We start from the raw sequence: 22,422 nt of genomic DNA, 5'->3' as shown, positions 1-22,422 counted from the left end.
AATCCATTTTCCCAAATGAACAGTCTCTAATGAAAATGCTGTATCTTGCTACTCAAAAAGCCACAAAAAAATGGACAGCCAGATACAATAATTGGAACCTCATTATAGCTGAACTGTCCATTGTTTTCGAAGATAGACTTAAAGACTATATCTTCTAATCCTAATCTAAAAACTTAATAATACTTATTCTAAGCAGTTTTCACTGTTAATATACTATCATTTTGCTTTGTGTATTTTTTATGAGTTTTAGAGTTATAATTTTAGTAGTTTCTTGTTTTAATTTTTTGTTGGGACGTTTTTTGTCATTTTTCATTTGTTTTTTACTACCAATTTGGTGTTTTTACACACTTTATTTTACAGACTCTATATAAAAATATACAGCCATTTTTTAATCTTTATATTCATTTGCTATTTTTAGAATTTCCTGTTCATTTTCTAAAAATACTTCTACTAACTCTGGATCAAAATGAGATTTTGATTCTTCTTTTATTTGTTTAATCGCCTTTAAATGACACCAAGTTTCTTTGTAAGGCCTTTTACTTCTTAAAGCATCATAAAATCAACAATCGCAACAATTCTAGCACAAAGCGGGATATTGTTACCCTTTAAATTCAGTGGGTATCCTGAACCATCATAATGTTCATGATGATGAGCTATATCAGCAGCCATTTCCATTGTTGGTTTATTTTTTAAAATATTTCTTTATTTTCAACGAAAAATATTTTTATTAGTTCATCACTTTTATAATAAGTATTTTTTAAATCTATAAAAACTTTATTTGGTAATTCTATTTTTTGATCATTTGAATAATGAATAAAATTCTTTAGATCATTTATTTTTCCTAATAAATCTTGTGTTTTTTTAGTTATTAATATCATTTTTTCATAGTGAAGTTTGTTTTTTTATCGAATAATAATTTTGCTTCAAAATTATATCTAATTTTTTTAACTTTAACTCTTATTCTGTGTAAACCATATAAGGTCTTATCTTTAAAAAAAATCTTATTAATTTTTTTTATGTTGTATTTTATGGTTTTATCAATTTCATTATTCCAGTTTTTATTTTCTATATCAAATTTTTTTGGTAAATCAATATTTTTTATATAATTTATTAGTTCATCTTTATTTTTGAAATCAATAAAATATTCTATATTATATTTTCTGAAATATGTTTTTAGTATTTGATAGTCCCTATAATCATTAGTTTTTTTCATTATTATTTTCATAATTTGATTATTTTTTACTATTTTTTTCAAATAATGTCAAAACTTCTATTCTTCTTGAGGTTGTTCTTATTTTATGTATACTTTCTTCATTTTCATCGTGAAGAAAATCATCTATATTTCTATTTATTTTTCCTAATAAATCTAAAAATAAATTTTTTATTATTTTAGTATTTTTCATATTAATCACATTTTAATTATACTCTCTTCAATCCCTTTTTAACTTTTTTAACGAAATATTTGTGAACATCTAATAGTTTTGTAAGTTCAGGATGAAAAGAAGTTACTAAAATATTTTCTGTTTCTGCTGCAACTATTTTACCTTCTATCTTTTTCAATATATTCACTTCAGAGCCAATTTTTGTTATTACCGGTGCTCTTATAAAGACCATTTCAATTTTATTTGTAGATATTTTTGGTATATAGTCTTTTTCTATAAAACTACTACTTTGTCTACCAAAAGCATTTCTTTGAACCTCTATATCAATTAAATTCAAATATTTTCTTGATAATATTATCAAACCAGCACAAGTTACCCATATAGGTTTTTCTTTTGAAAATTTTATTATTGGATCAACAAAACCATATATTTTTATTAATTTATTCAGTGTAGTACTTTCTCCGCCAGGTATTACCAACCCTTGGATTTCATGTAGTTGTTCTTTCTTCTTTATTCTGATCATAATCACCCCTAAGAGAAATTGGACAAAGAAGTATAAAGTGCTAAAATAAAAATAAGAGGTGATTAGACATGAGAAAAGGAACAAGTTATCCATCAGAATTTAAGTTAGATGTTGTTAAAGATTATTTAAATACAGAAAAAACATATGCTGAAATATCTGAAGAATATCATGTTTCTTCTAGTACATTGACTAAATGGGTCAAAAAGTATGAAGAATCTGGATATGACGATAACGTTTTTAAAACTAGAAAAGGTAGATCTAAATCTATTATTTCTGACTTTTCTAAGGTCCCACCCGTTATATACGATAAAGCTGGTGTTGAAAAGTCTAATAACTCTAATGAAGATATTTCTTCTATTAAAAGAAAACTTACCAGATATGAAAAGAGTCTTTTAGAAAAGGAATTAGAAATACAACTTCTTAGAGAACAAAACGAGATTCTAAAAAAAAATCTCAAATAGTTTTTTCTACTGACTTTTCTTTTGTTGCCTGGTATTTCTTAATTAATAAGTACAAAGAGTACGGGCTTTCTATGAGTTTTTTGTTGAATTTTTTTGAGATTAAAAAGAGTACTTTTTATTATAATAATAGGTTGTTTTTTAGTTTGAGTTTTTTTAATAGTTCTAATTCTAATAGACGAGGATTTTCTTTCACTATTTCAGGTTCCAAGTTTTCTGATTCAGATTTATATGAGTTATTTAATAAGATTTATTCTGTTGATGATCCTAATGACCCTTATTACTATGTCAGAACTTTGGGCTCTAAGAAAATCTCTGCTTTTTTGAGAAATGAGCATGGTATTATCGTTAACCACAAGAAGGTTCATTCTATTAGAAAAGAACTTGGGTTTGTAAGAGCTTATGTGAATCATTTTAAATATCCAAAGAAAAGACCTAATAATCATGAGGTTACCAGACCTAATCAATTTTTCGAAGCAGATATTAAGTTCATACCTGCTAACAATAAGTATATTCCTTTATTAGATGTTATTGACGTTTTTGATAAAAACATTGTTGGTTCTTTTATTGGTGATTCTTGTAAATCTAAAGATTTTATTTCTACTCTTAAAAGTGCTTTTGAATTCAGAAATCTCGATCCTTCTAATTTAACTATTAGAACGGATAATGGTCCTCAATTTATATCTAAACTAACTAAAGATTTTATGAATGAATTTAACGTTTCCCATGAGTTCGGTTACAAGAATAATCCTAATTCTCAAGCTTTTATTGAATCTCATCATTCTTCTGTTGAGAGAGAATTTGTTTCTCTTAATCCGGATATTCAAGATACTGAGGATGCTTTTTTCAGATACAAGGCTTATTTGTATTTCTATCATTATCTCAGACCTCATGGTTCTTTGAATTATATGACTCCTGCTTCTTTTCATGATTCTTTTAACCATGATTCTGTTGATTTGTTTGTCGATGATTTATTTTCTATTTCTGTTAAAAAGTAACTACTTTATACCTCTTGTCTAATATCCAGGGGTCAGGCCGCTGATTGCATTAGCATCTTTTATCTTATTTATCGCATTAAAGTGTTCTTCTACACCACCTTGTAAATCCAATATTCCAATATTAACCATTTTACCAACCTCTATGTGCATATCTTTCGTCTTCATTTAATGTGTCGATGTTTATTCCTACCATAGCTTCCCCCAAATCTTCTGAAACTTTTGCTAAAATAGATGGATCGTTATAATGAGTTACCGCTTCTACTATTGCTTTTGCCCTTTTTACAGGATCTCCAGATTTAAAAATACCCGATCCAACAAAAACTCCATCTGCCCCTAGTTGCATCATGAGAGATGCATCAGCAGGAGTTGCAACTCCACCCGCTGCAAAATTTACAACTGGTAGTTTACCATTTTTTGAAACATATTCAATTAGATCTAGTGGAGCTTGTATTTCCTTTGATTTAACAACTAATTGATCGTTTGATAGACCTTGTATTTCTCTTATTTGTTCGTTTATTTTTTTTATATGTTTTACAGACTCTACGACATTACCTGTTCCTGCTTCTCCTTTTGTTCTTATCATTGAAGCACCTTCTGCAACCCTTCTCAAAGCTTCACCAAGATTTCTTGCCCCGCACACAAACGGGGTTTTAAAATCTTTTTTGTTTATATGATATGTTTCATCTGCTGGAGTCAATACTTCACTTTCGTCTATATAGTCTATATCCAGATATTCTAAAATCTGAGCTTCAACAAAATGCCCAATTCTAACTTTCGCCATAACAGGGATAGAAACGGAATCCATTATTTCTTTTATCATTTTTGGATCTGACATTCTCGCTACTCCACCATTTTTTCTTATATCTGCAGGAACTCTTTCTAATGCCATAACAGCAACAGCTCCAGAATCCTCAGCTATTTTAGCTTGTTCTGCATTAGTTACGTCCATTATGACTCCGCCTTTTAACATTTGTGCCAAATTTTTATTCAATCTATATCTTTCTTGCAAATCTTTTAACATAAAACACACCCCTTTTTTTGATATAATTGTATTACACAATGATATTCTCACACTTTTATATTGTATTGTCAATGTATGGTTTATTAATTATTGTAGTGGTACACAAGGAGGTATTATGAATCTAAATCTTTCAAGAAAATCTAAAACACCTTTGTATTTACAGGTTTATAGGTCTTTAAAACAAAAAATTCTAAAAAATGATTTAAAAGAAAACACAAGATTACCAGCTGTAAGAACATTGGCGGATGAAAATAGTTTAAATCCATCTACAGTTGTTAAAGCTTATGAAAAGCTAAAAGAAGAAAAACTGATATATAAGAAAGTTGGTAGTGGTAGCTATGTATCTTCTGCAAAAAACATAAAAATTCACGAAGATTATGATGACTATGTAAACGACAAAATTGATTCAACTCAAATGAACGTGAAGAATAACATAAATTTTGCTTCAGCAACACCGAGTCATGATCTTTTTCCAATAGAAGATTTTAAAAATGCTATTAATCATGTTTTGGATAGAGATGGAGGAAAGGCTTTTGATTACCAAAATACACAAGGTTATATATCTTTAAGAAAACACATTTCAGACTTTTTGATAACAAAAAATATGAATAGTTCATATAAAGATATTCAAATAGTTTCTGGCGCACAACAGGCTATAGATATTATTTCAAAAATTTTTATTAATGAAGGAGATAATATTGCTATTGAAACTCCTTCTTATTCTGGTGCTCTCGCTTCTTTTAAAGAAAGAAAAGCAAAAATTCATAGTTTTAATATAACCAAAAATGGAATTGACCTGGATGAACTAGAAAATTTTTTACAAAAAGATAAAATTAATTTTCTCTATTGTATGCCAAATTTTCAGAACCCTACTGGAATGATTATGGATTTAGAGAGTAAAAAAAGATTAATAGATATGTCAGTTAACTATGATTTTTTCATTGTTGAAGATGATTGTATCTCTGAATTAAACTATTTTAATGAAGATGTTGTATCCCTTAAATCCTTGGATAAGAATAATAAAGTTATTTATATCAAAAGCTATTCAAAAATCTTTATGCCAGGGCTCAGACTAGGATATATGGTTTTCCCAAAATCTTTATCTACAAAAATTATATCTACAAAATATTCCTCTGACATTTCTACTTCTGGTTTGAACCAAAGGGCTTTTGACCTTTATTTGAAAAATGGAGACTACGATAAACATATAAACAAAATAAACGATCTTTTCAAAAAAAGATTTCTACACACTAAGAAATTAATAGAAAAATATTCTAAATATTTCGAGATGGTTTTTATACCAAAAGGTGGGGTTTATTTCTGGTTAAAATTAAAAAATCATAATTTTGATAACTTTATTTATAAATGTAGAATAAATGGTGTTTCTTTATTACCAGAAAAGTATTTTAATACTGAAAATAAAAATTTGAACAACACCTTCAGAATTAGTTTTTCTGATACTTCTTTAGAACAGATCACTAATGGATTTGAAATAATGAAGAATATTTTGGATGATGATTTTACTGAAGAAAATATACAACCGATAGTTTGATTTTAGTTTGCATTCCTTATTATTTTATGATTTAATTTATATGACTATTGTTTAAGGGGGAATGTGAATGTTAAAAACTAACAAAGAAAAATTAGTTATGCAATCTGTTCAAGGTAAGATTCATCACCCAATGGGGAAGAATTATAGGGTAAACAATGATGGAGAACCTATGATGTTACCTGCAACAGGGGGCATAACTTATAATTTTAGAGTTGGAGATTCTGCTTTTGATTTAGTAGGAGACCACGTAGAGCCAGGTGTCTCAATAAGAAATGAAGAAAAAATAGAAAATGATGCTCTGATGAATTTGGCTTGTATAGGTAATAAAGCAATTGTGGTTTCAGGAGAGGCAAAAGGGGCAGAAGGTTTTGTAACTGGTTCCCATGGTGGAATTGAACATACTTTAATTGACTTTGATAAAGAAGAAATGTTTTTGATGGCTATTGATGATAAGATATTAGTTAGATCTTTTGGTCAAGGACTGCGTTTGACAGATTACTACCCTGAAATAAAAGTCATGAATGTAGATCCGGGTTTATTTGAAAATATCCCAATAGAAGAAAAAGATGGTAAATTAATTGTTCCTGTAGCTTGTAAAGTGCCTGCACATTTAATGGGATCAGGTGTTGGAAGCGCTAGTGCTTATAACGGAGATTATGACATTATGACTTCTGATGAAGAAGAGATAAAAAGGCTTGGTATAGATAAATTGAATTTCGGTGATTTAGTAATGATAGAAAACCATGATAATTCTTATGGTAGGACTTATTTGAAAGGTGCTGTTTCTATAGGGGTTATTGTACATTCCAATTGTATAAAAGCGGGCCATGGCCCGGGTGTTACAACTATTATGACAAGTAAAAAATCTTTAATAGAAGCTAAAATTGATTCTGAATCTAATATAAAAAAATACGTTAAAGTATAAAAAAGAAGGGATAAATTCCCTTCTTTTTTTATTATTTATGTATAGCCATTGAAAGCTAAAAATGTAGATTTTTTATACCTTTTCTTTTAATTTTTTCTCTAACTTGTCTTTATCTATAGAAGCTATCATTTCTACTGTGCTATCGTATTTAGATTTATCTATTTTCATTTCTTTGTATAATTCTTCTCTAAATCTATCACCATCAAAGTTGTTATTGGAATTTTTCAAAATATTTTCATATTTCAATATCATCACATTATTTCTGTTGAACTTGTCTAATGTTTCAATATCTGGATAATTTTTTAATATTTTTTCTGGGGTTTTTTTATTGTCTATTACCGCTTTTACATATTGTAGATTCACATTGACCATTTCTTCAGAAGCTATATAAGAATGTGTGGTTACATAGGTATTCGCATTCATTGTTAAAATGTACTCTAAAGAGTTTCTAAATGCATCTAAGTCTTTATCCAACAACATTGGGATTGGTTCTTCAACCAAATCACCAACAAAAACTATTTTTTCTTTTTTGTCATAACAAATTGCATGTCCAGAAGTGTGACCTGGAGCGTATATGAACTCTACACCTTCATCTTCAAAAGAGAGTTTTTTATCAAATGTTATGTCGGGATATTTTATTTTTATTTTGCCTTCAACAAATTTTGAATTTTCTTTTAACTCTTTTTCAGCATTTTCAATCATATTATCCCTTGCTTTTGAATGAGAGACTATGATTGAATCTTCAAAAAAATCATTACCCCAAATATGATCCCAGTGATAATGAGAATTAAAAATAATCAACTGTTTATTTTTCAATTCTTCTTCTATATAATCTTTTACTAAACTCATGGGCTTAGAACCCGTTTGAGTATCACATAAGAAAAAATATTTCTCTCCTTTGATCAAATAAACTATTGTTTGGCCTAATGTTGTTTCCCCGTCTTCAAAATCAAACATTAAACCCCTACTACCTATTTCAGTAACTTTCATAATCTCACCTCTTTTAAGCATCATAACATCTTATTATACCTAACAAAGAGATATAATTGCAAGGATATTTTTTGTTTATTTTTACATATAATTAAATATTATAAGAACTTATTATGATATACTATTTTCGATTAAGTGAATATTTTTGTCAAAACGGAGGCTGCAGCTTTAATTAGTAATCTTTTCTTTATTTTTGAGGAAATTGAAAGATGAAAGGTAAAGTTGCCGAAGAAAATAGCAACCTCAATTGTTGTTTTCTGGGCGTAGGGATAATATCTTTACGACTGTCACATTATAATGTGGAGTGCCGTTTGCCACACAATAAAAAATATTGTGCGCTTCTCCACCGAGAAGCGCATTTTTTTATTAATCTAAATATGAGGAGTTGTTTTTATGGATTATGGAATTTGGTCATTATTACCACCATTAGTTGCAATTGGATTGGCATTCTTAACAAAAAAAGTTTTAATTTCTCTTTTTGCTGGAATTGTAACTGGTGCATTGATAGTAACTCAGGGGCATATTTGGGAGGCAGCTGTTAAAATAGTCAATTTGATTTGGGAAAATGTTGAGTTTTCAAATTTAAGATCTTTAGAATCTTTTAATGAAAGCTGGAATTTATTCATTCTATTATTTTTAGTAATTCTCGGTTTTATGGTAGCGTTAATATCAAGAGCTGGCGGTGCAGTTGCTTACGGAAACTGGGCATCAAAAAAAATTAAAACTAGAAAAGGAGCTTCTTTTTCTACATTTATTCTTGGTGTTTTGATATTTTTAGATGATTACTTTAATTCATTAACAGTTGGTACTGTTATGAAACCAGTTACTGATAAATACAATGTTTCAAGGGCAAAATTGGCTTATATTATAGATTCTACTGCTGCTCCAATATGCATATTAGCACCCATTTCAAGTTGGGTAGCAGAAGTTATTTCACAATTAACGCAATCTGGAGTTGGCTCCGGAGTTTTAGCTAATTTAAATCCTTATAATGTATTTTTATCATCAATTTTCTTTAATTCATATGCTATATTAACAATATTTATGGTTATTATGATTATTTGGAAAAACTATGATTATGGTCCTATGTATGAACATGAATTTATAGCTGTTTCAGAGGGAGATTTATTCAATTCAGATAAAAAAGTAGCAAACAACATACAAAACGATGTTGAACCTGATTCAAAAGGAAAGGTAATTGATTTAGTTTTACCTATTGTAATTTTGATCTTTTCAATAATAATGTTTATGTTATACACAGGCGGTTATGCTCTCTTCGGTGGAGAAAATAACTTGGCAGTTGCTTTTGAAAATATGAATTCTGCTTTTGCACTCTTTTGGGGTGGGGTGATTACTTTGATTTTTACATTATCTTGGTTTACTATAAGAAAAACCATTAACCTAAAAGAGATTCCAGAATTGGCTTGGAAAGGGTTTAAAATGATGCTTCCTGCATTAGAAATACTTATTCTTGCTTGGACTATTGGGGCAATTATAAGGGGTGATCTAAAGACTGGAGAGTATTTAGTTAGCTTAGCAAGTGATAATTTCCCTATAGAAATAATGCCGGCTCTTTTCTTTTTAACTGCAGCAATTGTTTCTTTTTCAACTGGTACAAGCTGGGGAACCTTTGGTATTTTAATCCCTATTGCAGTGCCTATGGCTGCAAGCACTGGGCGAATTGATTTGATTGTTCCATTGGTAGCTTCTGTGCTTTCTGGTGCAATTTATGGTGATCACGCATCTCCTATTTCAGACACAACAATTCTTTCAAGTACCGGTGCTGGATGTAATCACATCGATCATGTCCAAACTCAAATGCCGTATGCAACAACTGTTGCTTCTGTAGCGTTTGTAGGCTTTTTAATAACTGGTTTCACAACCCAATTTGGGCTGTTTATCGCTGGAATTGTTAATTTAGTTTTTGGGTTTATTGTACTAACTATTTTATTTAAGTTTCTGCATGAAAAATCTGCAAGAAAACACGAAAGAAATTTAAAAGAAAAACTGAAAGAATACAATTAAAAATAGCCTTACCCTTAAGAAATTAAGGGTAAGGCTATTTTATTATATTTATACTTTTCTTTCTTTTACTTGTGTTAAAACAATTCCTCCTATGATAAACAATACTACAATACTAAATATTCCTGTTCTTGAACTTCCTGATACTTGGGAGAAAAAACCTACTAAAAATGGTCCCATTACCGCAGCAAATTTACCAAATATATTGTAAAATCCATAAAATTCTGCAGATTTTTCTTTTGGTATCAATTTACCATAAAGAGATCTACTTAAAGCTTGAATCCCACCTTGAGAGGAAGCAACCAACATAGCAAGTATCCAATAATCAAGTGTCGAATTAATAAAATAAGCATATGTAGTCAATATTATATAAATCAATATCCCAATAAAAAGCATGAATTTTGCTGATACTTTTTTAGCTAATTTTCCATAAATAAGTGCAAAAGGGAAAGCCACAAATTGTGTTACAAGCAAAATAATCAATAGATCATCAGAAGCTATTCCTACATCAGCACCATACGAAGTTGCCATTTTAATTATAGTACCAACACCATCGATATAGAAGAAATATGCAATTAAGAATATGAATGTGTTTTTATTTTCTTTTATATTCCCAATGGTCTTTGCCAACCTTTGAAATCCATCTTTTATTGGTGTTTTAGATGGAGGAATAAAGTTTTTCTGTTTCACATTTAAAATCAATGGAATTGTAAATACCCCCCACCATACTGCAGTAATAATAAATGAGAATTTCTGTGCTGCTACATCTCCAGACAAACCAATTATAGAGGGGTTTAAAATAAAAACTATACTGATAATAAAAGGAATTGTGCTTCCTAAATACCCCCATCCAAAACCACTTGAACTAACCCAGTCCATTCTTTCATCTGTTGTTACATCAACAAGGAAAGCATCATAAAATATGTTTGCCCCGGAAAATCCTACTAAAGAAATAACATATATGGACAACGCCATCACCCATTGACCTTCGTTTATCAGTGAAAGCATTCCTGTCCCTAATATTCCCATTATCCAGAAAAATATTAGAAACCGTTTTTTTCGATTTTTGTAATCAGCAATTGTCCCTAAAATAGGGGCTAAAATAGCAATTATAAATGTAGCTAAAGAGTTCCAATAACCCCAGTAGGCAGTAGAAATATTATTAGGTAAGTCAGCAGCAGCATAAGATTTAAAAAATAGCGGAAAAATAGCTGTTGTTATCGCAATTGAAAAAGCTGAATTAGCCCAATCATATAACACCCAGCTACGTTCTTGTTTTGTCATTTTATACCCTCCCTCATAGTTTATTAATTTTTACCACATTTATATTATAGTAATTTTTAGTTATTTTAAAAAATATTAATTTTATTTAAAAAAATATATTTTAATCTTAAATTAAAGAGATAGCTATTCAAAAGAATCGCTATCTCTTTCTATATACTTCTAATTCAAAGACTTCATCTAATTTATTTTTCATATAATTATGAGCATCACTAACCCCCTGATTATATATTGTTGGTCCTATTGTATCTATAAAAAACTCTAAAATCATTCTTGCCCTTAAATTGCCTATGTCTTCTCCAGATTCATTAAAAAAATACTTCTTTATTTCCTCTATTAATTGCTCTTTTTTCATATTATCTATTTTGATATTACTCATCACACCACCTCCAAGAGAATTATATATTAATTTTTGTAAAATTAAATTAATTATTTGACAATATAAAATTAAGGTGATATAATAAAAACAATTTAAAAGGAAAAAGGTGATTTTAATGTGTAATCATAATTCTTTAAAAATAAATAGATTTTTTGCTTATTATTGGTACGGGAATGACACTCAATTTTGTCTGTCCGGTACCTGTTTTGTCATGGGTACATAAGGAGAACAAAAACAATTTTGGGTGTCTGCATTTATTTTGCAGACACCCTTTTTTATTAAAATTTTCCGGAGGTGTTTTTTATGAAAAAGAGATTTTTTGGGGTATTTTTGGTTTTTAGTTTATTTGTAGTACAAGTTTTTTCATTGACTATAGGAGTAACTCAAATTGTTGAACATCCTGCTTTAGACGCTGTTTTTGAAGGGCTAAAAGAAGAATTATCTGATATGGATTTAGTTTACGATCACCAAATAGCACAAGGGTCTTTTCAAAATGCTACTCAGATAGCAAAAAAATTTAACAATGATTCTGATTTAATTGTTGCTATAGCAACTCCTTCAGCACAAGCTGCAGCGAATTCTATTAAAAACAAACCTATTGTGTTTACTGCAGTAACAGATCCGGTAGCCGCAGGTTTAATTCCGAAAATGGGTTTGAATTCAGGAAATATTGTTGGAATTTCTGATATGTTGCCAGTTGAATTACATATGAATCTTATAAAAAAATATTTTCCAGAAGCAAAAAATATCGGATTACTTTTCAATACGGGTGAGATTAATTCTAAAAAAATTGTTGAATTGGCAAATAAATATAGTGAAGAATTAGGTTTAAATACTATTGAAATTTCAGGAAGTAATATTAATGAATTGATAACTGGAATAAATTCCAGAAGTGATGAAGTCGATATTTTCTATCTTTTTACAGACAACCTTGTTGCTTCTTCTATTGAACTTTTATCAGAAAAAATGAAAGAAAAGAAAATTCCTGTAATATCAGGAGACATTGATATTGCAAAGGCTTCTTCAGTTATAGGTTTTGGCTTTGATTACAAAAGCTTGGGTATTGAAACTGGAAAAATTGTAAGAAGAATTATTAATGGGGAAAAAATCTCTGAGATCGAATCTACTTTTATGCCAGGAAATGCTCTTTTATTATACTTAAACCTTGAAAGAGCAAAAGCTTTTAACTTAAACATTCCAGATGAATTAATAGATAATGCAGATATTATTGAATAAGGAGTTTTAATATGGATATAATAAGTATTTTTGAACAGGGATTGATTGCATCGTTAGCTGCGCTCGGAGTTTTCATATCATTTAGGGTTATAGATTTACCAGATTTAACGCCTGATGGATCTTATGTCCTTGGTGCGGCTGTAACTATCAGCCTACTTTATGCAAATGTTTTACTACCTTTTGCAATTTTGTTGGGGGCTTTGGCCTCTGGTATTGCTGGGCTTTTTACAGCTTTTTTGTATAATAAATTTAATATGCATAGTCTTCTTGCAAGTATTTTAATTATGACTATGTTATATTCAATTAATTTAAGAATTATGGACGGTCCAAACATTTCAGTACCAAAAGAAAGCTACGGTGAAGAGGTAATTTATGAAGAACAGACAAAATTGGATTTTTTATTTGAAGATACAAACAACACTGAATCGTTAGTTAGTAATGAACTTCAAAAAAATGAAAACTTTACAAACGTTTTTTCAATTGACATTTATTTTTTGTTATTTATATCTTCAATTATTATTTTTTTACTATATTTACTCTTTAAAACAGAATTTGGACTTGCTCTTAGGGGGTTTGGAAACAATAAAGAAGGCATTAAAAATCTTGGCATGAATCCCAATATTTTTAGTTACACTGGATTATTTCTTGGAAATTTTTTTCCTGGTTTAGCTGGTGGTTTTTTTGCGATTTACTCTGGGTTTTCTGATGTAAATATGGGACAAGGGATTGTTGTTTCTTCTTTAGCAGCTGTTATTATTGGAGAAATAGTTTTAGGCAAGCTGAATATTTTATACAATTTATTATGCGCCTTTATTGGGGGAATTATTTATCAGTTTGTAATTGCACTGGTAATGAAATATGGATACAAAATAGGGTTTAACCCTGGAGATATGAAGCTATTAACTTCAATATTTATAATTTTGATGATAGGTCTTAGAAATGAGGAGGTAAAAAAATGGTTAAGCTTGAAGAGATTAAAGTCATTTATAATAAGGGCGAGGTGAATGAAAAAATCGCTTTAGAAAATTTTTCATTTAAGTTCAAAAAGGGTGAATTAATAACAGTAACAGGATCAAATGGTTCTGGAAAATCAACTTTATTCAAAGTATTGACAGGAGATATAAAACCAGAACATGGTTACTATTTTTTAGATGAAAAAAATACTTATAAAATACCCTCTTACAAGATATTAAAAAACATCAGCATAGTTTATCAAAACCCAGATAGCGGTGTTTTCCCCGATCTAACTATTGAAGAAAATTTAATGCTTGGATCGAAAAAAGGTAGAAGACTTTTAAAATTTGGGAAAGTAAAAGGATTAGACTTGTTAAAAAATTTGGATATTGGATTAGATAAAAGATTGAAAACAAAAGTGAAAGAACTTTCAGGAGGGCAAAAACAGGCTTTGTCTCTTATTATCGCTTCTATATCTAAACCCGATATTTTATTATTAGATGAACATACTGCGGCTTTAGATCCGAAAATGGCAGAAAAAATAATGAATCTAACAACTTATATTAATAAAAATATGGGAATTACTGTTTTAATGATTAATCACAATGAAAAGCTTATTAGAAAATATTCCGAAAGAATATTGCAATTGGATAACGGAAGATTAGTTGGAGATTTTAAAAACAAAAAGATTAGTTAATCGTTTTAAATGATTTATATTTTAAAAATAATAAAAGAGAGATTCACTTATTAGAATCTCTCTTTTTTATAATCTTATTTATTTATTTTTTTGTTTCTGTTTATTTTAACCTTTGTATTTGGGTATTTTTTCTTAAGTCTTTTTTCAATTTCTTTGGCATTGTCTGCTGGGGCAAAATCTACTTCTGTTCCAATTTTATTAGCTTTCATAACGACTGCTTTTAACTTGTCGCCAATTCTGTATATTTTTCCAGTTTTTTGTCCGAGTAGTCTATTTCGATCGCTATCGTATTCAAAGTAGTCATTTAATTCTGAAATATGTATTAATCCATTTATCATCTTTTTAGGTATTTCAACAAAGAGGCCGAACTTTGTCACTCCAGTAACATATACTTCGTATTCTTCCCCTATATGATTTGATATGTATTCGACTTTTTTCATATCTCTTAAATCCCACTCTGCTTTATCAGCAACTCTTTCTTGTTTTGAGCATTGATCTGCTATTTCTGGTAATTTTTTCTGATATTTTTCTATGTCAGATTTTTTTAAAGTACCTTTACTTTCTATAAATTTTTTTAATAGTCTGTGAACGATAAGATCAGGATATCGCCTAATCGGAGAAGTGAAATGAGTATAAGACATAGATGCGAGCCCAAAATGTCCTATGTTTTCATTAGAATATATAGCTCTTTTCATGGATTTTATGAGTAACCTTTGAATTGAATCAGCTAAAGGATGGTCTTTTGTGTTTTCAACAATTTGTTGTAAAGCTTTTGGATGCATATTTAAAGGCATTTTGACTCTCATGCCAAGCATTTCCAAATAATTTTTCAATTGAATGATCATTTCTGGATCTGGGTCTTCATGAACTCTGTATATAAAAGGCAAATCTTGTGCATCAAAATATTCAGCAACTGTTTCATTTGCTTTTATCATGAATTCCTCTATCATTTTCTCTGATATTCCTCTTTCTACAGGAATTATATCTTCAACATTGCCATTTTCATCGAATTTAAAATATACTTCTCCACTTTCCATGTCAACAATAGAACCTCTTTCTTTTCTGTTATTTCTCAATATTTCCATCAGCTCTATCATTGTTTCTAAGTCTTTTTTTAAAAATCCAATTTTTTCTTCTATTTCTTTGGAAGGGTTGTCTGATAAAAGTTCGTTTACCTCGGTATAAGTTAATCTTTTTACGCTTTTTATTAAACCGTTGTTTATAGATGAATCAACAACATTTCCATTTTTATCAATTTCCATTTCCAGTGACATGGTTAATCTTTCTTCACCTTCTACCAAAGAACACATCCAATCGGATAATTCATGAGGTAACATTGGTATTACTGTATCTATTAAATAAACACTGGTTGCTCTGTTTAAAGCTTCTTTGTCTAACTCTGAATTTTCTTTAACATAATGAGATACATCAGCTATATGGACACCTAATTTGTAATTACCATTTTTAGTTTTCTTTATACCAACTGCATCATCAAAATCTTTTGCAGTTTCCCCGTCTATTGTAAATATATTTTGACCCACAAAACTTTCTCTACCTTTTTTCTCTTCTTTAGAAATTTTTGGGGGAATTTTTTCCACTTCTTTCATGACAGAATCAGGAAATTCTCCTGGTTCAGGAAGATCATGTTTTGAAAGAACTATAGGGATATCAACTGATGGGTCTCCTTCATCTCCAATAACTCTTATTATTTTAGCTTCTGGATTTTTTGTAGTTTTTCCATAATTTTTTATTTCTATTTCAACAATTTGACCATCTTTGGCATTTTTCATGTCTTCTGGAGCTATATAAAAATCTGTGTTTATTTTTCCATCTATTGGAACGACAAAACCAAACATTTTCTTTTTCTCAAACCTACCAACAACTTTTTCAAGGTTTCTCTCGAGAATCTTTACAACTTCTCCAGCATCTAAGTCTCTCCATTTACCTTTTTTTTGAACTAATACTTTGTCACCGTGTAAAGAGTTTTTGCTTCTCTCAACTGGGATAGCTATTTCTGTCCCATCTTCTCTTTTAACAAAACCCATGTTCCCACTTTTGATAAATTCAATTATACCTATAGTAGTATCTTCATCTGGCATATTGTATCTATTCCTTGAATCTTTATATATTTGTCCACTTTCAAGTAGTTCATTTAAGGCTCTTCTAATTTTCTTTTTTTCGTCTTTTTTAATGGCATTCAGTTTTTGATAAATCTCTTTTTGTATCATTTTATTTTTTTTCAATAAATTTAATATCTTACTTTCCATATTTTCCATCTAAACCCCCCTTTGAAGGTTATTCATGTTTTCTGTCTATTTCAAAGAACGAAGCCAATCTCGGGTTAAACATGAATTTAACAGTTCCAACTGGTCCGTTTCTTTGTTTTCCTATTATTAATTCTGATTCGTGAACTTCGTTTAAAACAAGTTTTTCGTCGCCTTCTCCTCTTCTTTTGTAATACGAATCTCTATACAAAAACATTACAAGGTCAGCGTCTTGCTCTATAGCTCCAGATTCACGCAAATCACTTAATCTTGGCCTTTTGTCTTCTCTCTGTTCAACAGCTCTGGATAATTGTGATAGAGCTATAACTGTTATATTCAATTCTCTCGCCAATAATTTCAATGACCTGGATATTTCCGAAATCTCTTGTTGCCTGTTTTCATTATTACCTGATTTTCCCGACATTAACTGTAAATAATCTATGATTAGAACTTGGATATCGTATTCTCTTTTTATTCTTCTCGCTTTTGCTCTCAACGATCTGGAATCTAATCCGGGCTCATCATCCAAAATCAAACTGGAATCAGTTAAATCACCAGCAACTTGTGTAATCATACTCCATTCATCATCAGAAATTTGTCCAGTTCTAACTTTTTGCAAATCAACTCTCGACTGATAACAAATGATTCTATTAGCTAACTGTTCTTTTGACATTTCAAGAGAAAATATTGCAACACCCACATTATGCTTTAGACTCATGTTGGTTGCTAAGTTTAATGCAAAAGATGATTTTCCCATTGAAGGTCTTGCAGCTATAATTATTAAATCAGATTTATGAAATCCAGACGTAATGCTATCTAAAGAAGAAAAACCAGTTGGTATACCGGTAACCAAACCAAGTTCGCCTCTACGATACTTGTTTTTCAGTTCAACTACTTGGTCTACAACATTAGGAACTATGGACGATAGAGATTCATATGTTCTTGTAGCCCTGGCTTCTGCTATAGAAAAAATTCTTTTTTCGGCAAACTCCAATATCTCTTTTGCATCTCCTACAGTTCTAACAGATTCAACAATTTCGGAAGATGCTTGTATTAGATTTCTCAATAAAGCCTTTTCTTTGACTATATTTGCATAGTACATGATGTTTGCAGTAGTTGGGACTGCTTGTGCCAGGTTTATTAAGGTTTCTTCTCCACCAACTTTTTCCAATATTCCTAAATTCCTCATTTTATCTATTAGAGTTACTGTATCAACTGGTAGCGCTGCTGAAAAAAGCTGCTCAATAGTTTTAAAAATTATTTTATGTTTTTCGAGATAAAAGTCGCTGTACCTAACTTCTTCTAATACGTCTTCTAAAATATTTGGATCCATCAATATACTACCTATAACAGATTCTTCTGCTTCAATAGAATGAGGAGGATTCAAAGATAATGAGTCCATTTTTTGCCTCCTTATGTTATAATATTTTGAGGTGATTTTAATGTTATATATTATAAATGGTCTTTTTATTTTTTCAATTGTAATGTTGATCGTTTCCATATCTTACTTTTGGGATGCAGCTAAAGAAATTAGAAAAGGGTTAAATAAGGATGATAAAAAAATAAAATCTATAGACCAAAAAGCTTATTTTACTCTTTTCATTTTCATTGTTTCAACTGCGATTTCTTATATTTTGAGTTTAATTTTTTATTGATTAATTATAATCTTTTCAACATATTGACTTGTTGTTGCTTTTAACAGTGCAGAATAACTTAGTTTAAACCTAATTATATCTCCTATATTGTAATCACTTTTGCATTCGGTAATATCTATAATTGTATGATCTGAACTTGCATGTAGCACCTCTATATCTTTGTTAATGGGTATTAACCCTTCTGGGTCTATGTCCTGTTCGCCTACTGCAAGTATGCATTTTTTTCTCCAACCTTTATCTTCAAAATGAGGTTTTCTTCCAAAAGCATCAAGCCCTATTTCCCCTTCAGGCATAGATGGCTTTTCTTTTATTTCTACTATTTCGGCTTCTAAATATACTGCATCTTGATATGCCCCAGGGACTTTTCTATTGTTAGTGACATCAGTACCGCAAAGAATAGATTCTCCCAATCTGTAATGATTTATTTCTTTAGGTAAATCTTTATTTTCTACAAGGGGTAATGCAGCTGTGCTTCCAGCAGATATATATTTCAATTCAAAATTTAGTTTTTCTTTTACTTCTGTTTTAATATCAACAAGCATGTTCATTTTTTCGAGAGTTGGCAAAACTCCTCCAAAACAACCTAAATTTGTCCCTATCCCTATTAATTCTATCCCTTGAATTTCGATTATTTTTTCTATGTTTTCAACTGCGTTTTTATACCAAACTCCTTCTCTCAAATCTCCTAAATCAATCATAAATATTATCTTTTGTTTTTTATTTTTAGCCAGAGCCTTTTCACCTAAAATTTTTATAGTTTTTAGTTCACTTATCAAAGTTATATCTACATTTTCAATCAATTCATCTAACTCAGAAATCATGGGGATTCTTAATAATAAAAAATCTTTTTTTATACCATTTCCTTTTAGCTTTTTTATGTTCTGCATCCTTGCGTCAGCTATCATATCTATATTTGTTTCAATCATGGCTTCAGCAATTTCAGGCATACCGCACATTACTTTTGTTACTCCTGCAACTTCTACCCCTAACGAATGACATTTTTCAACTACATTTTTCGAGTTATTCTTTACTTTGGCTAAGTCTATTACAAGTCTTGGAAACATGTCTTCACTCCTTTAATAAATTTTTTCAAGTATCTCTATACAATTATTTATCTCTCTTGTTTCAAGAATGTCTACATAGTTTTTAAGATCTTCCAATTTTGAACAATCATTAAAATTTTCAATCATTATTTTGAGACTTTCTTCTTGAATTACCGATATTTCATTTTTAAATTTATCTAAACCACATTTTTTTATTTCTTCATAATCTATATTTATCGAATAAAATCTTAAATCATCTTTCAATTCTAAAGCTTCTTTAATCACTTTTTCTTCTTTAACTCTAAAAGCGTAAAAAAAATCGTTGTTTAGATCAGAAAGATACTTTATTATATTTATATTATCTGTCGAAAGCATTGTTCTATTAGATACATCTAAAGTATTGATCATACCTATAATATTGGTTATAGCGTCTTCTTCATAAACATTTATATTTATTAAAGTATCAGATGGTAATTCCATAAATGCCTTTTCTAAAGAATGGATTTTTTGATTGTTAGTAAATTTCATTTTAGTTATTTCTTTAGTCGTCAAATTTTTTAAATCTTTTTTTAAAGCTTTTGAAGAATTTGGATTGCATATGATTATATTGTTATCTGCTATTTTCATTGCATCTATTGTAACCCCATCCGCACCATATTCTATTGACTTTAAAAGGCCTTCCATACTATTTTCATCATATTTATCTATCATACCTTTTTGCCCTAAAACTATTACTGGATAATTCAAATTCATAGATGATCCCCCTCATCTTTTCAATAAACATTTTATAGATTCTACCAATAAATCGTCTTCTACTTCCATTCCCAGATTTATATCTGGTTTGTTATCTCCATGAAAATCACTCCCTGCGGTAATATAAAGATCATTTTTTAAGGCTATATTTTTAAACCTTTCAATATCATTTTTTTTATGTTTGCTGTAATATACCTCAATCCCCCATAAACCATATAGTTTAAATTTTTTAATTAATTGATTTAATTTTTGTTCTGATTTTGTAATATATTTTGGGTGTGCTAACACTGCTTTTCCGCCTGCATTGGTAATAAGTTCAATCGCTTTTTCTGGTTTTAGCTTAATTTTTGGGATAAAGGCTTTTTTATTATTGCCAAGGTAAATATTAAAAGCTTCTTCCATTGTATCCACATATCCTTTATTCATTAACACTCTTGCTATGTGTGGCCTGCCTATTATGTCGCTGCCAGCGACTTTTCTTATTTCAGACAGCTCTATTTCAAAACCAAGATCATTTAATCTTTCTACCATTAAATCATTTCTTTTTGTCCTGTAGCCTTGAATTTCTTCCAAAGTTTCATTTAATTTGGTCTCGTTTAAATCTATTCCATACCCTAAAACATCAAGCATATTTTCATAATCAGTCGATATTTCTACACCTGGAATATATTTTATTTTTTTATCTTCGCAATAATCTAAAGCATTTTTCTGTATATTTATATTATCATGATCAGTAATTGAAATTATCTCTATATTTTTATTTATAGCAATATTTATTATTTCATCATAATTACATGTTCCATCAGAAGCTGTAGAGTGCATATGCAAATCCAATTTCAAAAAAATCATCCTCTCATTATTTTATCCATTTATGTTAAAATAAAAGCATACACATTAATTATATCATAAGGAATTTTTAGGAGTGATTATATGGACAAAAAAAAATTAAGAAAACAAATTATAGAAAAAAGGGTACTTTTATCAGACCAAGAAGTTTCTATAAAATCAAAGATCATTTCAAAAAAAATAGAAAACTTAACTATCTTTAAAGATTCAGAAAATATAGCTATGTATTACCCTTTTAAAAAAGAAGTAAATCTTTTACCCCTTTTTAATAAGTATAAATTACAGAAAAATTTTCTTTTTCCAAAAACTCTTGGGAAAACTATGAAATTTCATAAAGCTTCTTCTTTGGATCATTTTGTTAAAGGGAATTTTGGAATTATGGAACCAACAGAAGATAGATTCGAAAATGAAATCGACATGTTTTTAATTCCTGGAGTAGCTTTCAGCCCTTATTTATATAGAATAGGTTACGGAGGAGGATTTTATGATAGGTTTATAGAAAACATAAATTATAAGACAATTCTATGTGGAATATCTTTTGATTTACAAGTAGTAGATAATTTGCCAATTGAAAAACATGATCAAAGATTGGATATGATAATTACCAATAAGGAGGTGTATATAAATGAGAGTTAGTTTAGTTCAATTTCGCCCAGAGCTTTTCCAAATAAAATCTAATGTCGAAAAAGCTTTAAAAATGGTAAATGATACAGAAGAAGATTTGATAGTTTTACCAGAAATGGCTTTTACTGGTTATGCTTATACAGACAAAGAAGAAGTTGAGAAAACAAGCGAAACTGCTGGAGAGGATAGTGCATATTCAATAAATACTGTTAGAGATTTTGCTGTTAAAAAGAATAAAAATATTGTGTTTGGTTTTAACGAGAAATATAATAACGAATATTATAATTCTTCAATTTTTATTAAATCTGACGGTAGTTATTCAATTTATAGAAAAATTCATCTTTTTAACAGAGAAAAATTGTTTTTTACCCCTGGGGAGGATGGATTTTTTGTAGAGGATTTCAAAGGTTATAAGGTTGGTATGGCAATTTGTTTTGATTGGATTTTCCCAGAATCGTTCAGAACATTGAATGTATTAGGAGCGGAGCTAATAGTTCACCCTTCAAACCTTGTATTACCTTATTGCCAAGAAGCTAATAAAATAAGGTCATTAGAAAATAGATTGTTCATTGCAACATCAAATAGGTGGGGAGTCGAAAAAAATAAAAATATTGAATATGAATTTACTGGTATGAGCCAAATTACAGATCCAAAAGGAAACATAATCGAAAGATATGAAAAAAAAGGAGATATTGTAAAAACTTTTAATTTAAACCTTTTAGAGTCGCGAGATAAAAACATTAATAAATTTAACAACATCCTAAAAGATAGAAGAAAAGAGTTCTATAGATAATATAGAACTCTTTTCTTATTTCCTAT

Annotated in this window: 26 protein-coding genes, 1 pseudogene and 1 riboswitch; of the genes and pseudogenes, 12 read left to right on the top strand and 15 right to left on the bottom strand. The window is 29.4% G+C overall.

Annotated features, from left to right (window positions below; genetic code table 11):
* Nucleotides 1-158 (top strand): annotated as a pseudogene (locus tag BLS00_RS10890) (IS256 family transposase); the annotation flags it as partial.
* A gap of 385 nt (nucleotides 159-543) precedes the next feature.
* Here the strand turns inward: BLS00_RS10890 and BLS00_RS10715 are convergent.
* The 5 genes from BLS00_RS10715 to pdxT are packed head-to-tail and all read right to left on the bottom strand — an operon-like array spanning nucleotide 544 to nucleotide 1,905.
* Entirely contained in the window at nucleotides 544-675 is a 132-nt protein-coding gene (locus BLS00_RS10715) for an HD domain-containing phosphohydrolase (protein WP_218119786.1), read from the bottom strand.
* Between the two features lie 14 nt (nucleotides 676-689).
* Nucleotides 690-878: a hypothetical protein gene (locus BLS00_RS02335; protein ID WP_091402468.1), complete on the bottom strand. Its 189-nt coding sequence runs from the start codon at nucleotides 876-878 to the stop codon at nucleotides 690-692.
* Nucleotides 875-1,225 (bottom strand): hypothetical protein, encoded by a 351-nt coding sequence (locus BLS00_RS02330; protein ID WP_176759819.1) that lies wholly within the window; start codon nucleotides 1,223-1,225, stop codon nucleotides 875-877. The genes BLS00_RS02335 and BLS00_RS02330 overlap by 4 nt, the downstream gene beginning before the upstream one ends.
* Nucleotides 1,226-1,232: 7 nt before the next feature.
* Entirely contained in the window at nucleotides 1,233-1,403 is a 171-nt protein-coding gene (locus BLS00_RS10555) for a hypothetical protein (RefSeq protein WP_176759818.1), read from the bottom strand.
* Nucleotides 1,404-1,419: 16 nt separating this feature from the next.
* Complete coding sequence (gene pdxT, locus BLS00_RS02325; RefSeq protein WP_218119785.1) at nucleotides 1,420-1,905, bottom strand: pyridoxal 5'-phosphate synthase glutaminase subunit PdxT; 486 nt, start codon at nucleotides 1,903-1,905, stop codon at nucleotides 1,420-1,422.
* A 68-nt stretch (nucleotides 1,906-1,973) separates the two neighbouring features.
* On the opposite strand from pdxT, the gene BLS00_RS02320 reads away from it, so the two are divergent.
* Nucleotides 1,974-2,366, top strand: coding sequence for a transposase (locus BLS00_RS02320; protein ID WP_091402462.1), 393 nt, complete (start codon nucleotides 1,974-1,976; stop codon nucleotides 2,364-2,366).
* Nucleotides 2,367-2,509: 143 nt separating this feature from the next.
* Nucleotides 2,510-3,361: a DDE-type integrase/transposase/recombinase gene (locus BLS00_RS02315; protein WP_176759817.1), complete on the top strand. Its 852-nt coding sequence runs from the start codon at nucleotides 2,510-2,512 to the stop codon at nucleotides 3,359-3,361.
* A gap of 18 nt (nucleotides 3,362-3,379) precedes the next feature.
* Here BLS00_RS02315 and BLS00_RS10550 read toward each other — a convergent pair whose 3' ends face one another.
* Nucleotides 3,380-3,526 carry a hypothetical protein gene (locus BLS00_RS10550; protein WP_176759816.1) on the bottom strand — a complete coding sequence of 49 codons (147 nt, stop codon included), beginning with the start codon at nucleotides 3,524-3,526 and terminating at the stop codon, nucleotides 3,380-3,382.
* Nucleotides 3,492-4,382 carry a pyridoxal 5'-phosphate synthase lyase subunit PdxS gene (pdxS, locus tag BLS00_RS02310; RefSeq protein WP_218119784.1) on the bottom strand — a complete coding sequence of 297 codons (891 nt, stop codon included), beginning with the start codon at nucleotides 4,380-4,382 and terminating at the stop codon, nucleotides 3,492-3,494. Before pdxS ends, BLS00_RS10550 begins: the two co-directional genes overlap by 35 nt.
* Nucleotides 4,383-4,497: 115 nt before the next feature.
* Between pdxS and pdxR the strand changes: the two genes are divergently transcribed.
* Together pdxR and BLS00_RS02300 are read left to right on the top strand one after the other, a co-directional pair.
* Entirely contained in the window at nucleotides 4,498-5,934 is a 1,437-nt protein-coding gene (pdxR, locus tag BLS00_RS02305; RefSeq protein WP_176759815.1) for a MocR-like pyridoxine biosynthesis transcription factor PdxR, read from the top strand.
* 67 nt (nucleotides 5,935-6,001) lie between these two features.
* Nucleotides 6,002-6,859, top strand: coding sequence for a DUF4438 domain-containing protein (locus BLS00_RS02300; RefSeq protein ID WP_091402457.1), 858 nt, complete (start codon nucleotides 6,002-6,004; stop codon nucleotides 6,857-6,859).
* A 72-nt stretch (nucleotides 6,860-6,931) separates the two neighbouring features.
* Here BLS00_RS02300 and BLS00_RS02295 read toward each other — a convergent pair whose 3' ends face one another.
* Nucleotides 6,932-7,849 (bottom strand): MBL fold metallo-hydrolase, encoded by a 918-nt coding sequence (locus BLS00_RS02295; RefSeq protein ID WP_176759814.1) that lies wholly within the window; start codon nucleotides 7,847-7,849, stop codon nucleotides 6,932-6,934.
* A 146-nt stretch (nucleotides 7,850-7,995) separates the two neighbouring features.
* Nucleotides 7,996-8,167, top strand: a riboswitch (Lysine riboswitch).
* A 75-nt stretch (nucleotides 8,168-8,242) separates the two neighbouring features.
* Between BLS00_RS02295 and BLS00_RS02290 the strand changes: the two genes are divergently transcribed.
* A complete protein-coding gene (locus tag BLS00_RS02290) occupies nucleotides 8,243-9,874 on the top strand; it encodes a Na+/H+ antiporter NhaC family protein (RefSeq protein ID WP_091402453.1) in 1,632 nt (543 codons plus the stop codon).
* Nucleotides 9,875-9,922: 48 nt separating this feature from the next.
* Here BLS00_RS02290 and BLS00_RS02285 read toward each other — a convergent pair whose 3' ends face one another.
* On the bottom strand, nucleotides 9,923-11,155 hold the full coding sequence (locus tag BLS00_RS02285; protein ID WP_091402452.1) for an MFS transporter: 1,233 nt from the start codon (nucleotides 11,153-11,155) through the stop codon (nucleotides 9,923-9,925).
* Nucleotides 11,156-11,294: 139 nt separating this feature from the next.
* Nucleotides 11,295-11,531 carry a DUF2164 domain-containing protein gene (locus BLS00_RS02280; RefSeq protein WP_091402450.1) on the bottom strand — a complete coding sequence of 79 codons (237 nt, stop codon included), beginning with the start codon at nucleotides 11,529-11,531 and terminating at the stop codon, nucleotides 11,295-11,297.
* A gap of 303 nt (nucleotides 11,532-11,834) precedes the next feature.
* On the opposite strand from BLS00_RS02280, the gene BLS00_RS02275 reads away from it, so the two are divergent.
* From BLS00_RS02275 to BLS00_RS02265, 3 genes are read left to right on the top strand one after another with little or no spacing between them, the layout of a single operon-like run.
* Complete coding sequence (locus BLS00_RS02275; RefSeq protein ID WP_091402448.1) at nucleotides 11,835-12,767, top strand: ABC transporter substrate-binding protein; 933 nt, start codon at nucleotides 11,835-11,837, stop codon at nucleotides 12,765-12,767.
* Nucleotides 12,768-12,778: 11 nt separating this feature from the next.
* On the top strand, nucleotides 12,779-13,771 hold the full coding sequence (locus tag BLS00_RS02270; protein ID WP_091402446.1) for an ABC transporter permease: 993 nt from the start codon (nucleotides 12,779-12,781) through the stop codon (nucleotides 13,769-13,771).
* Nucleotides 13,723-14,418, top strand: a complete 696-nt coding sequence (locus tag BLS00_RS02265; RefSeq protein ID WP_091402444.1) for an ATP-binding cassette domain-containing protein — start codon at nucleotides 13,723-13,725, stop codon at nucleotides 14,416-14,418. Before BLS00_RS02270 ends, BLS00_RS02265 begins: the two co-directional genes overlap by 49 nt.
* A gap of 74 nt (nucleotides 14,419-14,492) precedes the next feature.
* Here BLS00_RS02265 and rnr read toward each other — a convergent pair whose 3' ends face one another.
* Both rnr and dnaB read right to left on the bottom strand, forming a co-directional pair.
* On the bottom strand, nucleotides 14,493-16,694 hold the full coding sequence (gene rnr / locus BLS00_RS02260; protein ID WP_091402442.1) for a ribonuclease R: 2,202 nt from the start codon (nucleotides 16,692-16,694) through the stop codon (nucleotides 14,493-14,495).
* Between the two features lie 19 nt (nucleotides 16,695-16,713).
* A complete protein-coding gene (dnaB, locus tag BLS00_RS02255; RefSeq protein ID WP_091402440.1) occupies nucleotides 16,714-18,084 on the bottom strand; it encodes a replicative DNA helicase in 1,371 nt (456 codons plus the stop codon).
* Between the two features lie 40 nt (nucleotides 18,085-18,124).
* On the opposite strand from dnaB, the gene BLS00_RS02250 reads away from it, so the two are divergent.
* Complete coding sequence (locus BLS00_RS02250; RefSeq protein ID WP_091402438.1) at nucleotides 18,125-18,337, top strand: hypothetical protein; 213 nt, start codon at nucleotides 18,125-18,127, stop codon at nucleotides 18,335-18,337.
* Here BLS00_RS02250 and BLS00_RS02245 read toward each other — a convergent pair.
* Genes BLS00_RS02245 through BLS00_RS02235 form a run of 3 tightly spaced genes read right to left on the bottom strand, consistent with a single transcriptional unit; the run spans nucleotide 18,331 to nucleotide 20,973 of the window.
* Complete coding sequence (locus tag BLS00_RS02245; RefSeq protein ID WP_091402436.1) at nucleotides 18,331-19,401, bottom strand: alanine/ornithine racemase family PLP-dependent enzyme; 1,071 nt, start codon at nucleotides 19,399-19,401, stop codon at nucleotides 18,331-18,333. The genes BLS00_RS02250 and BLS00_RS02245 overlap by 7 nt on opposite strands.
* Before the next feature lie 12 nt (nucleotides 19,402-19,413).
* A complete protein-coding gene (locus tag BLS00_RS02240; protein ID WP_091402434.1) occupies nucleotides 19,414-20,133 on the bottom strand; it encodes a PI-PLC domain-containing protein in 720 nt (239 codons plus the stop codon).
* A gap of 12 nt (nucleotides 20,134-20,145) precedes the next feature.
* Nucleotides 20,146-20,973, bottom strand: a complete 828-nt coding sequence (locus tag BLS00_RS02235; RefSeq protein WP_091402432.1) for a PHP domain-containing protein — start codon at nucleotides 20,971-20,973, stop codon at nucleotides 20,146-20,148.
* Nucleotides 20,974-21,063: 90 nt separating this feature from the next.
* Here BLS00_RS02235 and BLS00_RS02230 point away from each other — a divergent pair, with 90 nt between their 5' ends.
* Together BLS00_RS02230 and BLS00_RS02225 are read left to right on the top strand one after the other, a co-directional pair.
* Complete coding sequence (locus BLS00_RS02230) at nucleotides 21,064-21,615, top strand: 5-formyltetrahydrofolate cyclo-ligase (protein ID WP_091402430.1); 552 nt, start codon at nucleotides 21,064-21,066, stop codon at nucleotides 21,613-21,615.
* Nucleotides 21,605-22,396 carry a nitrilase-related carbon-nitrogen hydrolase gene (locus BLS00_RS02225; protein ID WP_091402428.1) on the top strand — a complete coding sequence of 264 codons (792 nt, stop codon included), beginning with the start codon at nucleotides 21,605-21,607 and terminating at the stop codon, nucleotides 22,394-22,396. The genes BLS00_RS02230 and BLS00_RS02225 overlap by 11 nt, the downstream gene beginning before the upstream one ends.
* Nucleotides 22,397-22,422 lie beyond the last annotated feature (26 nt).

It is taken from the genome of Geotoga petraea, from assembly GCF_900102615.1.
GTDB lineage: Bacteria > Thermotogota > Thermotogae > Petrotogales > Petrotogaceae > Geotoga > Geotoga petraea.
The sequence above is the reverse complement of the archived record's forward strand: the minus strand, read 5'-3'. Positions and strand labels throughout refer to the sequence as shown.

Bases quoted from the DNA above. Each gene is read 5' to 3' on its own strand.
- BLS00_RS10715 (WP_218119786.1), bottom strand. From the start codon at position 675: ATGGAAATGGCTGCTGATATAGCTCATCATCATGAACATTATGATGGT.
- BLS00_RS02335 (WP_091402468.1), bottom strand. From the start codon at position 878: ATGATATTAATAACTAAAAAAACACAAGATTTATTAGGAAAAATAAAT.
- BLS00_RS02330 (WP_176759819.1), bottom strand. From the start codon at position 1,225: ATGAAAATAATAATGAAAAAAACTAATGATTATAGGGACTATCAAATA.
- BLS00_RS10555 (WP_176759818.1), bottom strand. From the start codon at position 1,403: ATGAAAAATACTAAAATAATAAAAAATTTATTTTTAGATTTATTAGGA.
- pdxT (WP_218119785.1), bottom strand. From the start codon at position 1,905: ATGATCAGAATAAAGAAGAAAGAACAACTACATGAAATCCAAGGGTTG.
- BLS00_RS02320 (WP_091402462.1), top strand. From the start codon at position 1,974: ATGAGAAAAGGAACAAGTTATCCATCAGAATTTAAGTTAGATGTTGTT.
- BLS00_RS10550 (WP_176759816.1), bottom strand. From the start codon at position 3,526: ATGAAGACGAAAGATATGCACATAGAGGTTGGTAAAATGGTTAATATT.
- pdxS (WP_218119784.1), bottom strand. From the start codon at position 4,382: ATGTTAAAAGATTTGCAAGAAAGATATAGATTGAATAAAAATTTGGCA.
- pdxR (WP_176759815.1), top strand. From the start codon at position 4,498: ATGAATCTAAATCTTTCAAGAAAATCTAAAACACCTTTGTATTTACAG.
- BLS00_RS02300 (WP_091402457.1), top strand. From the start codon at position 6,002: ATGTTAAAAACTAACAAAGAAAAATTAGTTATGCAATCTGTTCAAGGT.
- BLS00_RS02295 (WP_176759814.1), bottom strand. From the start codon at position 7,849: ATGAAAGTTACTGAAATAGGTAGTAGGGGTTTAATGTTTGATTTTGAA.
- BLS00_RS02290 (WP_091402453.1), top strand. From the start codon at position 8,243: ATGGATTATGGAATTTGGTCATTATTACCACCATTAGTTGCAATTGGA.
- BLS00_RS02285 (WP_091402452.1), bottom strand. From the start codon at position 11,155: ATGACAAAACAAGAACGTAGCTGGGTGTTATATGATTGGGCTAATTCA.
- BLS00_RS02280 (WP_091402450.1), bottom strand. From the start codon at position 11,531: ATGAGTAATATCAAAATAGATAATATGAAAAAAGAGCAATTAATAGAG.
- BLS00_RS02275 (WP_091402448.1), top strand. From the start codon at position 11,835: ATGAAAAAGAGATTTTTTGGGGTATTTTTGGTTTTTAGTTTATTTGTA.
- BLS00_RS02270 (WP_091402446.1), top strand. From the start codon at position 12,779: ATGGATATAATAAGTATTTTTGAACAGGGATTGATTGCATCGTTAGCT.
- BLS00_RS02265 (WP_091402444.1), top strand. From the start codon at position 13,723: ATGGTTAAGCTTGAAGAGATTAAAGTCATTTATAATAAGGGCGAGGTG.
- rnr (WP_091402442.1), bottom strand. From the start codon at position 16,694: ATGGAAAATATGGAAAGTAAGATATTAAATTTATTGAAAAAAAATAAA.
- dnaB (WP_091402440.1), bottom strand. From the start codon at position 18,084: ATGGACTCATTATCTTTGAATCCTCCTCATTCTATTGAAGCAGAAGAA.
- BLS00_RS02250 (WP_091402438.1), top strand. From the start codon at position 18,125: ATGTTATATATTATAAATGGTCTTTTTATTTTTTCAATTGTAATGTTG.
- BLS00_RS02245 (WP_091402436.1), bottom strand. From the start codon at position 19,401: ATGTTTCCAAGACTTGTAATAGACTTAGCCAAAGTAAAGAATAACTCG.
- BLS00_RS02240 (WP_091402434.1), bottom strand. From the start codon at position 20,133: ATGAATTTGAATTATCCAGTAATAGTTTTAGGGCAAAAAGGTATGATA.
- BLS00_RS02230 (WP_091402430.1), top strand. From the start codon at position 21,064: ATGGACAAAAAAAAATTAAGAAAACAAATTATAGAAAAAAGGGTACTT.
- BLS00_RS02225 (WP_091402428.1), top strand. From the start codon at position 21,605: ATGAGAGTTAGTTTAGTTCAATTTCGCCCAGAGCTTTTCCAAATAAAA.